The following is a 12,793-nucleotide window of genomic DNA, read 5'->3' as shown; positions in this document are numbered from 1 at the left end:
TTTTACACTCGTTGCATCAATTCTATTGTATCAATCGCGTAATCGTGTTCCCCGTCAAATTTATAGTAATTCGGATTCATCATAATCTCCATTGCCCGCCGATAAAGCTCTTGTAGCATTTTGTTAGGTAAATTCACGTACACGGATGATGACATCGTGAATGTTACCGTCTGGATTTTACCGTCCGAATCGCAATAAAAAGCTATCCAAAAACTACCTCCCCCCTTATCTGCCGCCTCCTTTAAAATTTCTTTCAACTCCGGGGTTAACAATTTTGCCGCACACGAATCCCTCCATTCCGATCGTTGTGCCACATCTCCATCTGTCGGTTCTGCAACCCGCTCTACGGTAAACCACTTACCGAACAACTTGTTAAACTGCCTGATTTTTATCTCGTACACGTCTCCTTGTTCATCAAGAGGGGTTGCCTCAAACTTTTGCGCATACACGCCAGAAATACAAAAATAGATACCTAACAGTATTATAATTCTTTTCATAACTAGAAATTTACATTTTCAATTATTTAGATTTCAGTAGTTCCTCTATCTTTTTTGCCAATTCTTTCCCGCGAAGATTCTTAGCTACAATCCGATTGTTCTCGTCCAATAGTAACGTAAAAGGTATACTCCGTACACCATATATCCGGGCAATCTCCGAAGCCTGTCCTTTCAGGTCGGAACCGTTCAACCAAGGCAACCCATCCTCCATAATCGCCTGTACCCATTTAGATTTGTTATCATCCAAAGATACCCCCAATACTTCCAAGCCTTTATCATGATACTTCTTGTACAACCGGATCACGTTAGGATTTTCTGCCCGACAGGGACCACACCAAGATGCCCAGAAATCCACTAACTTCGCCTTGGCTTTAATTCCGTGCAACGAAATCGGCTTCCCTTCAGGACTATTCACCGTAAAATCCGGAGCCACTTTATCAACTGCCACTCGTCCGAGTTCCGACAATTGGGCGGCAATAATTCTCCCATAGACAGAACTCTTGGCTTGTTCACCCAATAAGTTATACAATTCCTGCAACTGTTCAACAGGAGCCTGCAACCCACAAGTCAATACGATATACGCGGCGGTACTGGTATTCGCATTCTCTTTCACGATCTCTGTTTGCCGTTTTTGCATATTCTGCATGAACTTCTGCGCTTGCCCGGAAAGAGCCTGAACCCGCATCTGGTTGGCATCCTCGTAGGCTGTCTTCATGTCAGATTGCAACTTTTGCTGTTGCTTTTTGGCCTCTCTTTGCAGCGCATTGAATTGATTAAAAACAGCTTGTTCCGTTCCTCCTTCCACTTCAATAGACTCCGCACCAATCTGTATTGAATAATCTGTATTCTCCAGCATTAACGGGATCATTCCCTGACGATCGGATGTCATGATCGTTGCCATCACGGGTTCCGGAACCTGTCCTTTAAATTCAAGATTCCCTTCCTTAAGTATCGATACTCCCAACACATTTACTGTCCCGTTCAGATTGGGAACGACCAAATAAAAAGTATCTTGTTGCAATTGCCCTAAATTACCCGTAATGTGGTAACCTTTTTGAGCATTGCATAGCCCCCAAAGGGCCATGCAAGCTATAAATAACATGATTCTTTTCATAATTATCCTTTTATCATCATTCACTAAAGGCGACAAAATCAGCCAAGATTATGCCAAAATTCGCATAATAAGCCTGATCGCTCACGGTTATTTTGACATACCTGATTTCTTTAGGCTGTTTCATACGAAGTAACGTGATCTCCCCCGCCGTATTCCCAATCTCGTTATCTTCATCAAAAGTAGCCCCTTCCCAAGATGCTTGATCTTTTGACACTAACACTTTCAGAAGGTTCGGACGGAAATTATGTTTCGTGTCCCATGGACTACTGATCGGGCTCGTCGCATCCTGCGCCACTTTAAATCCGGAAACGGTCTCCACCTTCCCCAAATCGATAAGCAATTCATGCTGCCGGAAAGAATTTATCTGCTGAGGATTCCATATCGTCGCCTGATTATTATCCAATAAAAATTCAGGATGAGCATTATACCCAGTCTGATCGGAAGGTAAAACCGTTATTCCCGCAGCCGTAAAATAGTGCAAGGTGGCAGGCACTTCCGAATGTCCTTGTTCTTTCAACACAGACAATGGATTCGGGAAATAATGCTTGTTATATCTCTCCACTTCCACTCCTTGCAATTCATGAAGCGCTTCCAAGGCAAACCGACTGGCTGCCGTATCCGCCAACACGCTCTGCTTAACAGCATCCTTATAGGCCTCGTATAAATACCGGTTCTTACCCAACACCACTTTTTTCAAGTTCGGGAAATAAAACAAGTCTTCCAATGTGGACAAGTCATAATCAAACTCCAACACCTCTACCGTGTTAATAAAGTTTTCATCCAATTCGTCAATGAAATAATGAGTTTGAATCTCCCGAACAAAATCACTATTAAACACCCGCTGATGTACATCTAACGGCAGGGAATTAAAAACAATATCCACTCCGGGAAGTTCTTGCAACTGCCCTTTCCGCTCCACCGCTACCTCCTTGTTTACATCAATGTTATCCACCACGTAATACCTTTGTTTCAGAATACTGTCCGTATCCGTCAATTCCAAGGTAACAAGCTCGTTCGGATTTGATTTCTTATAATACCGAAGGCTTGCTGCCGCTAAGGTATTTTGCCAGCGGTCAAAATAGAGAACCAGTTTATCCTCTCCCAACGGAAAGCATTTCGTCACAACCGGGGTAAACCCGTTCAACGCTTCATGCGCCATGGAAAACGGTCGCCCATAAGCCTCGGCCCCCAAAGAACGCCTTCCTTCTTTATCCACGGCATACACACGAAACGTGTATGTCACGTTACCCAAATTTTTAATTGTACAACTTTCCATATCTTTCGTCAAAAGCGAGTCTCCGGTCTGCTCTCCACCAACCCACTCTATCAAAATATTTTCCCGATTCGGGTCCAACGTATTTTTCCAAGAAACAACAACACTCTCCCATCCCAATTTCAACAAAACATCCGTACATTTTCCCGTGTAACGAATCCGACCATTACCCGCATACTCCTCCCACGTATCTTCTTGGTCTTCACACCCGGCAAAGATTCCGGCAAAGATTGCCGTCAAAACAATGATTATATATATTCTCTTCATAATTCATCTATTTATTATTTCCCGTATACTTCAACCTCATGCAAAGTCACCCGTTCCGTGGTATTCTCATAATATTGATTCGGTATTTTCTTGAAAACACTGTTAAATTCAACTTTGAAATACCTGTAGGGAGGATTATCAACAGAAAAATTAACCGTAAGGTAACATGGTTCAACGGCTTCCAGTTCACTGGTTGTCTTTATTTTCGTGGAATTGTCAACATCACCAGCACGTTGTATCCATGGAACCGCCGCTGTCAGCGACTGATAGAAATTACCCACTTTGACCCAAGAATTGTTATCATCTTTATCATTAGAGGCATATATCGTGACATCATTAGGCAACATCGTTCCATAACAGGTTACGAAAACAGACGGTTTTGTCATAGTATTCAGATTTAACATCCCGTACATTCTAATACTGGACACTTGCTTGGGTTCCTTAATATCCAAAATAAAATATTTCGGGGCATCCGGCTTATTCACCGCATAGGGGAGGGTTACAAAAGAATACATATTCGCCGGAGACAGCGTGTTACCCCAAGATTCTTGAAAAGCCAATTTCCGGGACCCTTTTACATCGCCATCAAAAAGATACTTCCAACCAACCATAAATCCTTGGTTATCGTTCTCCACGGACAAAGAGAACGGGTCTAACCATTCGAAATTCGATGGATCCAATTTTTCCACGTTATACGAGGCAATTCCCTCGTATATTTTCTGCATGGCCACATTTCCCCTGAAATCTTCCGTCTTCACGACAACCGTATTCATGTCTCTTTTTTGAGCCAAAGAATAATATTTCACATTCTCCCCGGCCTCAATGGCAAAAGTCTCCAGTAAAAGGGTATCTAATTCCTTTGTCATCGGATTTGTCCCGATAAAAAACACGTTACAAAGTCCGGTAGCCGCACAGGGAACTTTATATTTCACCTGGAATCCATCCCAATAAGGCAGCACTTCTATATTGTTAAAGAAAGCCACCGGACCGGAATCCTGCGTGTTGAAAGTAAACTCCATCGCTTTCGATGCCTCGTTACTCTGATTCAACAATGACACCCGTACCGGCACGTTATTTCGAGCCTCGTTAAACCCGTCAAGTACGAGAGAATCATAAGCATACGAGGCGATCTTGATCATTTTCTTTCCCTTATAATCTTCATACTCTGCTCTAACGGCAAAAATATCTGTATTTTCAGGTAAGGTGTAACGCATGATAGCCCCTCCCGGAATGGCCTCGAACGAAACATTTTCCTGGGGAATCGAAGCGTCAAAATAGGAATCGTTGTCCTCACAGGCAAACAATCCGAATATCAGTAATAATATCAAAATTGTATTTTTCATCATTCTATTTTTAAAAGATTAAAATCTACAATCAAAATCGTAAATCTAAAATTCATTTACCATCCGGGATTCTGCACGTACCCGGCAATCATAGCTTCTTCCGCCTTTATCGGGAAAAGATAATCCCGCGGAGCCACGAACTTCGCCTTATCCCATACAACCACCGGACCTTCGAAGTTATTATAGAACGTACGGGCATTCTCCCCCAAAACATTCCATCCCAAAAGTTTGTCATTCAATTCCAGATGAGCCAATTTCCAACGCCGCAAATCCCAGAACCGATGGCCCTCAAAAGCAAATTCTACAAAATTTTCCTGTTGAATAATCTCTCTCATTCCTTCTTTTGTCTCAATCTTATGTGGTTGAGAGGAATGTTCCTTCCAAGCAATTTCCACGTCGGGAATACCGGCACGCCTACGCACTTTGTTTAAAGATTCATACACCTTATCATCCGGTTTGCTCAAATACTCATTCCACGCCTCAGCCTGAATCAGATAAAGTTCTGCCAAACGGATCATCGGCCACCGACAATCGCCCAAACTACCGGTATTACTCGTATATTGATAAGTCTGTACCTCCGAACGAGAGAATTTCTTCACGTAATAACCGCACAAATTTTGCGGTTGAGAATACAACAAAAAAGACTCGTGAATTCCGAATGCCTCTCCCCGATAAGCTTGTACAAGCATATTCTTGTTCGCGGCAGGTCCGCGTTGCCAATAGCACCGATCGGCAGCCACGTTGGCATAGAAACGAGGCTCCCGTTTCAGATGTAGATTCAAAACATCCTCATTTAATGCCACAACATTCTGGTAATCATTGTTCACTTCCCGTCCCAATTTGTAACGATTGGCATAATCCCATTCCTTATCCATGTTCAAGGGAAGACCATTTTTGGTATAAAACATCTCAACCATCTTCATACTCGGAGCCACACATCCGGTCAATAACGCATCCCGATCCGAATGACCTTCGGGGAAAAGAGGTAATGTGAACATGATATACGAATTCATTATCGAAGCATTTCCGGTTAGGAAAACAGCTTCCTCGCCCTCGTAATTCGGTTCCCAGATCGACATTTCAATATCTCGCATCTGATTCAACAACTTGGTTGCCTTATTTCCTTCACCCGTCTTTAATTTATATCCCCGACTTTCACACATCTCCACCGCAGCATCTGCAGCCTCCGCCGCCCGTTTCCATTTTTCCGGATCGTATTCCGTACTGAACAACTGTTCTCCCTTTTTTCCCTTAAAATTCACGTAATACTCATTCCCGTTGAAAAGAGGTGATGCTTGATAAAGTAACACGCGGGCTTTTAATGCCATCGCACCTTCCTTGCTCAAGAAGAGTTTATGAGAAATTAATCTCTCTTTACCATATAACAAATCCGGAATCGCCTCATCCAGTAAACGAACGACCTCATTAAAACAAGTATCCACGTGCGAGCGAGGGATCTGCATTTCGGCCAAATCAGCATTCACGTCAATATTCTTCGGTACTAATACAATGGGGCCGTAACGTCTCATCAATTCAAAATAATAAAAAGCTTTTACGGCTATCGCCTCTGCTTTCCAATTTCTCTTCTCGGCAGCTGTCAAATCGTACACATTATCAATATTGGAAATAAACGTATTCAACATCCGGATCGAATAATAAGTTGTTGTCCAAATGTTTCCTAACGGATCCTGACTCATTTGCAGGCCATCCGCAATATTGAATAATTTAGCGATATTGTTATCCCGAAAATAATTCCCGGTAACGAATTCATCCGCCCCGACAACTCCTGCATTACCACCAAACCCGGTGAAAAAAGATCCAGCCATAAACTCTGTAGCCTGAGTCAACCATATATCAGCACTCGCCCTACGTTCGAAAATGGATTCAAACGTCTCCACGTCCTTTTCCGGCACCTGATCCAGATAATCGTCACAAGCCGTAAAAGCCAATGCAACAATCGCAATAACAGATATAAAATATTTTCTCATAATCATGATACATTAAAAGTTTACATTCAAACCAACCGAATAGGTTTTTTGTATCGGATAATTAAATCCATTTCCTCCTAACTCCACATCCCAAAGATCAAAGTTCGAGATTAAGAACGGGTTATTGGCACGCACATACACCTTTAAGTTCTTCAATGCCAATTTACGTGACCACTTTTTGGGAAGATTATATCCTAATTCCAACGACGTACAACGCAAGAAACGGCACTCTTTCAAAAAATAGGTACTCATTCGAGTTTCTTTATCTGTTGTATAATCTTCCTGTGGATTGTGAGCCGTGATACTCTTTGTCGATAACCGGGGCCATAACGGTCTTTCCGCCTGATTATCCACAGACCAGTGATCCTTATAAATCGCCGTCAGCAAAGCATGATTCCCATAAAAAGGAGAGATCGCTGCCGGATTAATAAAGAATCCTCGCTGTCCGGACCCTTGGAAAGCAAAACTGAATTCCAGTCCTTTGTAATTGATAAAACCATTAAATCCGTAAATGATACGGGGCGTTGTCGGAAAACCGATATGCACAGCATCTTTCACATCTATCACGCCATCGTCATTAATATCCCGGTAACGAATATCTCCCGGCATTAAATCTCCACCTTGAACCGGAGAGTTGTCGATCTCCATCTGGTCACGGAACAACCCCTCGGCAATATAACCGACCTGTTGCGAAATGTCGTGTCCCTTTTTCCATTGCCACTCCGGCTTATCGGCAGCTTCTTCGATTTCCCGATAGGTTGCTTTACTATAGGTAAACGTACCATTTAGAATTACCCAAAGATCCGAATTGAAAGCATGCTGAATCTTACCCGCAAAATCAAGCCCGCGAGATCGAACTTTACCAATATTATCCAATGGTTGGAGTCCCAGTCCCATCGCTTCCGGAATAACCGTACGGTTAGCCAACACGTTATGACGAACTTGTTGATAGATATCAACCGTAGCCTCAAACAAGCCATTAAAAAACTTGGTTTCAAGTCCCAGATTCGCCTGTTCTGCAATTTCCCAAGTCACATCATTATTTTGATAACCGGTGATTCTATATCTCGAAATCTGTCCTAATCCCGGACGGAACGAACCAGACGGTTGATCTTGCCCTATGCTCGGAAGATGCACGAAACGCGGGGTATTAATGATACCATCATTCCCGACTTTTCCATAAGATAATCTCAGTTTCAAAAATGACAACCATTTAGACGAACTCAATAAAAACGGCTCCTTGGAAACAACCCATGCACCTCCAACCGAAGGGAAGAATCCCATCCGATGATCCTTCGCAAAACGTTCTGAACCATTATAACCGAAACTACCTTCAAGATAATACCGTTCCTTGTATCCGTATGAAAGACGCATGGATAACCCTAGATTACGTCGACGGATACCGTCCAATACGCTATTGGGAGTAGACTGAAGGGACTCTTGTCCGGATAACACGGCCAAATAAGAAGTCGTGTGGTCTTTCCATGCCGCCGTGTGCAGAATCTTAATATTATAAGCCAGCTGATTCGATCCGGTTGTTGTTCCATTCCCCTTGGATAAAGTTCTTTTTCCCTCATCCGGATTTAATGCTTCTAAAGTATGTTTACCAGTAACATGATCATAATCTAACAAACTATAGTAGAAAGGCGTTGTCATGTATGGATTGGAATAATAACCGGCTTGACTGAAAGAAACATCTCCCCGGAATTCAAGTCCTTTCAACAGAAAAGAGAGATTCTGGATGTATTCCAAACGGTTTATCGTGGAAAAACGGCTCCGATCCACGTATCCCCGCTGGATCAAGGCGTACGGATTCTCGCTATCCCGCGACTTTCCAAAACGTAAATGCGGCCAATTGTACGTGTCATCAGCCGGGTAAGTCGGGGAAAAATCCACCGGATTAGCATAAAAAGCCAAAGAATAGGCTGTTTTTACATCTTCCAAAGGCCCATGGTAAGAATCGAGCGTGGTGAAAGAGTTTACAACCAATTTAATGCCTTTACTCAAATCGATATTCAAATTCAACCGAAAAGAAGTATTATTATTCTTAATATTCACCTTAAATTGATTCAATCGGTCGGTCTTCAACATCCCTTCATCCCGGTTATGATTAACGGAAGCATAGTACTGAATCACTTTTGATCCCCCACGAATGTTAATTCCCATGTGATGGTTTATCGAGAAATTTTTGAACAAGACATCGTACCAGTCATTGGTCGGATAAACGAAATCAGGATATTTCTTACTTCCTGTTCTGGAAATTCGCTCTGCCGAATATTTAGGAGTGGCATTAGGATCTCGGCTCAACAGAGCTTGATTATACATTTCCATCCACGTGATCGGGTCCACGACATCAATCTCATCTGTCGGCATCGTTGCTATCGCCTCATAACGAACAGAAGTATAGACCGAACCTTCCTGCCCTTTCTTGGTCGTCACTATAATTACCCCGTTTGCCCCCCTGGCACCATACATCGCCGTGGCAGAAGCATCCTTCATCACACTGAAAGTCTCAATATCTTCCGGATCAATACGGGCCAAATCCAACTTAGAGGCCTCCACCCCATCCAACAGAATCAGCGGATCAATATTTGCTCCCGATTGAAAAGAAGTAATACCGCGAATGTAAAACTTCGTATTCATTTCCTCCTCGGTCAAGGCTCCGGGAATACCTCCCTGTTGCCAACCAATCATACCGGCAATTTTCCCAGCAAACTGGGAGGTCAGATCACTATTGGAAGACTTCAACATGGAAGCATCCACTGTCGTAATGGCCGAAACCACACTCTCCTTTTTCTGCGTACCGAAAGCAACAACAGCAACCTCTTCGATATTTTCAACCGTTGGATTCAGTCGGACGTCGATTTTAGTCTTACCCTTGATTGGGATTACTTCATCCTTATACCCCACGAAGGTAATCTTCAGCACGTCATCCGGTTTGGCCTCGATTGAATACCGTCCTTCCATGTCCGAAGCGATACCCCGAGATGTTCCGTGAACAAGAATTGTAGCCCCGGGAATCGGGTTCCCATTCTCGTCAACGACCGTTCCCTTCACCATGATCAAGTCCTTCTGTTCTTCGGCAGTTTTATCTTTTTTTGTACTGATCAGGATTAAATCGCCCACGATCTGGTGGGAATACTTTGATCCTTTCAACAATACGGTCAAGGCAGAATCGACACTGACTTCCTTCACCTGAATCGAAAAACGTTCATTCGAAGTGGCATCCCGATTATCGCGGAAGCCATAAGCCAAACCCGTTTGTCTTTTAATTTCCGACAGGATATTTACTAAAGTCCTGTCCTTCAAGTTTAAAGTAACCTTCTTTTGATCTTGTTGTTGTACTTCTATAAATTCAGAAGCAAAAAGCTGTTTCGGGCAACACAACGTCGAAATAAACAACAAAAATATACCGACGGCAATTTTATTTGCCCCTGTTTTGATGATTTCCACTTTCTTTTTCATAAATTTGTGAGAAATTAGATGTAACGTTTTTACTTACGTCGTAATGAATGAACAACGACCAAAGGTTTCTGACCTGAGAAATCGAACCTTTTGGTGATGTTTTAAAAGGGAATCTTCTCTAAGAAGATTCTCTTTTTTGGTAAATATGAATTTACTCTATATAATATGCACCTCCTTCTGTTTTGATAGGTTTGTCAATAATCAGTCCTAAAGCACGCACCACCCACTCGACGGTAGATGACTTGTCAAACTCCAACGAGAAGGTTTGTTTTTCTAACCCCGGGGCAAGTTGAATCTCTACCCCGTACCACTGGGCAATGTCAAAAACAATTTTATCTAACCTTGCCCCATTATATTTAAAACTATTTCCCAACCAACCGACGTAATCCGCCGGATCTACATTTTCAGCACGCACCAATGAATCCTTCATGGAATAAAATACCCGTTGATTGGGAGTAATCTTAGTTTCTTTACCATTCGCCGTCATACCAATGCTCCCTTCCACCAAAACCGCCTCGGATAATGCCAGCTTTTCACAATAAAACAGGTTAAATCGCGTTCCGTAGACTCTCACTCGTGTATTCCCGGCTTTCACGACAAAGGGCTTACCAGATTTCTTTACCTCAAAATATGCCTCCCCGGAAAACTCCACTTCCCGTAAAGAATCCCGAAATTCATTCGGAAATCTTAATTCACTACCGGCATTCAAGGTCACAACAGAACTGTCAGCAAGTTTAACTTTATAGGTGAAACCTGCGGGAATAACAACCCGATTATAACGTATCGGTTTCTCGGCATCAATTATTTCTTCCGATAGCCCCGATTCCTTAACGATATACCCCACTTTCGCATCTTTCAAATCCAATGTCTCTAAAGATAAAATATCATGATCATTCTCCATGGTAATTAAAGTCGGCACTTTTATTTCGGTTAAAGCAATCGTGGGTATTTTCTTCTCCTCCAGTTTCTCTCCCCACGGTAACCATTGCGTCAAGGTAAAGAACACAAGTATTGCCGCAGCCACAGAGCCTCCTGCAGACCTCCATACACGCACCATTCGTTTCTTACGCCCCCGTCTCTTTATCTCGGTCAACATTCTTTTAACCGATTCTTTCTTATCGATCTTCGACACTTCATGAACAGATTCCACCATCTCTTCAACCTTACCCGAAGACATTTTTTCCCCAATCTCTCCAACCTCCCGAAAAGCAAGCCCCTCTTTTATATTCTCGGATTGCTTTATCGCCTCTTCGGCCATCTCCAAATCCTTTTTCTCAATATCGTTTTCACGTTTCCTCATATTTTCTGCAATAAACTTTATTAGCTTTTGTATATATATCAGTTTTCTCTCCCCATTTTTACCTAAGAAAATGAAAAAAATTACATTTAACAATGTTAAATATGAAATTCGAAACAAAAGAGGGTGCTTGATAAATATTATCCAATTACACAAAATCATATTTACATTTCAAAGTCTACCCGGAAATATCACTAACTTTGGCATAAAAATTAAGACTATGGCAACTACAATTATATTCAATGCTTGCATCATCACCATGAATGACGACATGGAGGTGATCAAAAACGGTTCCATCCGGGTGGAAGACAACCAGATAAAAGAGATCAGGGAAGGAAAGATCGAATTTTCCAACGCGGAGTATTTCGATGCGGAAGGCATGATCGTGATGCCCGGATTTATCAATACACATACTCACGTCCCCATGACCATGTTACGTGGGTATGCCGATGATCTCCCTCTCCACACTTGGCTGAACGAGCATATTTTCCCGGCAGAGGCACGTATGGTGACCCCGGAAAACGTGGCAGTTGCCGCCCGCTTTGCTTTTATCGAGATGATCAAGTCGGGAACCACGTGTTTCAACGACATGTACTTCTTTGAAGACATCATCGCCTCGGAAGCCAAAAAAGCGGGTATCCGGGCCGTCGTGGGGGAGTCCCTGATCGACTTCCCGACGCCGAGTTTTCACACGGTCGACGAAGGGGTGGCCCGCTGTGAATCCCTCGTTCAACAATGGTACGGGGACAGCTTGATTCATCCTACCATTTGCGCCCATTCTCCCTATACCTGTTCAAAAGAGACGCTACAAAAAGCCAAAGTCCTCTCCGAGAAATACAATATTCCTCTCCACATCCACGTGGCAGAAACCCGTAAAGAAGTGGAAGACCTCACGGCACAAACCGGGATGGCTCCGGCCGAATACCTTTACTCGATCGGATTGCTGGACAGAAACGTGATCGCGGCCCATTCCGTCTGGTTAAACCCGAAAGAGATTGAATTATACGCCCGAACCCGCACGTCCGTTGCCCACTGCCCGAAAAGTAATCTAAAACTGGCCAGTGGCATCGCCGACACGGATACATACATGAAAGCGGGTATTAACGTCAGCATCGGCACCGATGGCACGGCAAGCAACAACACGCTGGATATGGTGGAAGAAATGCGCTTCGCAGCCCTCCTTCCCAAAGGCTCCCTCTACAACCCGGAAGCCGTCAACGCCCGAACGGCATTACGAATGGCCACGATCAACGGGGCAAAAGCCCTCGGTATTCATCACCTCACGGGTTCACTTGAGGTCGGGAAACGAGCCGACTTGATCGTGATTCATGCCGATGCCAGCAATATGCTCCCGATCTACGACGTGTATTCAGCCATCGTTTATGCATCCAACAGCAAAAACATTCGTTCCAGCATGGTAAACGGGAAATGGATTATGCGCAACCGGGAGCTTATGAATATCAATAAAACGGAAACCATGGAGTCCATGAAACACATCGTTAACAGCCAGATTGACAACCGAAAATGATGACATGGAAATGAGTTTTTC

General features: G+C 43.3%; 8 protein-coding genes. 1 reads left to right on the top strand and 7 read right to left on the bottom strand.

The window, feature by feature from the left end:
* Positions 1-2: 2 nt before the first annotated feature.
* The 7 genes from R8806_RS15235 to R8806_RS15205 form a co-directional block, all read right to left on the bottom strand.
* Positions 3-497: a hypothetical protein gene (locus R8806_RS15235; protein WP_124317162.1), complete on the bottom strand. Its 495-nt coding sequence runs from the start codon at positions 495-497 to the stop codon at positions 3-5.
* 22 nt (positions 498-519) lie between these two features.
* On the bottom strand, positions 520-1,611 hold the full coding sequence (locus R8806_RS15230) for a redoxin family protein (RefSeq protein WP_124317163.1): 1,092 nt from the start codon (positions 1,609-1,611) through the stop codon (positions 520-522).
* 16 nt (positions 1,612-1,627) lie between these two features.
* Complete coding sequence (locus tag R8806_RS15225; protein ID WP_124317164.1) at positions 1,628-3,151, bottom strand: DUF4998 domain-containing protein; 1,524 nt, start codon at positions 3,149-3,151, stop codon at positions 1,628-1,630.
* A 14-nt stretch (positions 3,152-3,165) separates the two neighbouring features.
* On the bottom strand, positions 3,166-4,497 hold the full coding sequence (locus R8806_RS15220; protein WP_151411927.1) for a DUF4959 domain-containing protein: 1,332 nt from the start codon (positions 4,495-4,497) through the stop codon (positions 3,166-3,168).
* Positions 4,498-4,550: 53 nt separating this feature from the next.
* A complete protein-coding gene (locus R8806_RS15215; protein WP_229782941.1) occupies positions 4,551-6,482 on the bottom strand; it encodes a RagB/SusD family nutrient uptake outer membrane protein in 1,932 nt (643 codons plus the stop codon).
* Between the two features lie 12 nt (positions 6,483-6,494).
* Positions 6,495-9,947: a TonB-dependent receptor gene (locus R8806_RS15210; protein WP_124317719.1), complete on the bottom strand. Its 3,453-nt coding sequence runs from the start codon at positions 9,945-9,947 to the stop codon at positions 6,495-6,497.
* Between the two features lie 151 nt (positions 9,948-10,098).
* Positions 10,099-11,247, bottom strand: coding sequence for a FecR family protein (locus R8806_RS15205; protein ID WP_124317718.1), 1,149 nt, complete (start codon positions 11,245-11,247; stop codon positions 10,099-10,101).
* 217 nt (positions 11,248-11,464) lie between these two features.
* On the opposite strand from R8806_RS15205, the gene R8806_RS15200 reads away from it, so the two are divergent.
* The gene (locus R8806_RS15200; RefSeq protein ID WP_229782940.1) at positions 11,465-12,772 is read left to right on the top strand and encodes an amidohydrolase family protein; all 1,308 of its coding nucleotides are present in this window, start codon (positions 11,465-11,467) and stop codon (positions 12,770-12,772) included.
* Positions 12,773-12,793: the final 21 nt, after the last annotated feature.

The sequence above is a fragment of the Butyricimonas faecihominis genome (assembly GCF_033096445.1).
GTDB lineage: Bacteria > Bacteroidota > Bacteroidia > Bacteroidales > Marinifilaceae > Butyricimonas > Butyricimonas faecihominis.
Note: the sequence above shows the minus strand (reverse complement) of the source record. Positions and strands in the feature narration are given on the sequence as shown.

Excerpts from the sequence above, each read along its gene's own strand:
- R8806_RS15235 (WP_124317162.1), bottom strand. The coding sequence starts at position 497 with ATGAAAAGAATTATAATACTGTTAGGTATCTATTTTTGTATTTCTGGC.
- R8806_RS15230 (WP_124317163.1), bottom strand. The coding sequence starts at position 1,611 with ATGAAAAGAATCATGTTATTTATAGCTTGCATGGCCCTTTGGGGGCTA.
- R8806_RS15225 (WP_124317164.1), bottom strand. The coding sequence starts at position 3,151 with ATGAAGAGAATATATATAATCATTGTTTTGACGGCAATCTTTGCCGGA.
- R8806_RS15220 (WP_151411927.1), bottom strand. The coding sequence starts at position 4,497 with ATGATGAAAAATACAATTTTGATATTATTACTGATATTCGGATTGTTT.
- R8806_RS15215 (WP_229782941.1), bottom strand. The coding sequence starts at position 6,482 with ATGAGAAAATATTTTATATCTGTTATTGCGATTGTTGCATTGGCTTTT.
- R8806_RS15210 (WP_124317719.1), bottom strand. The coding sequence starts at position 9,947 with ATGAAAAAGAAAGTGGAAATCATCAAAACAGGGGCAAATAAAATTGCC.
- R8806_RS15205 (WP_124317718.1), bottom strand. The coding sequence starts at position 11,247 with ATGAGGAAACGTGAAAACGATATTGAGAAAAAGGATTTGGAGATGGCC.
- R8806_RS15200 (WP_229782940.1), top strand. The coding sequence starts at position 11,465 with ATGGCAACTACAATTATATTCAATGCTTGCATCATCACCATGAATGAC.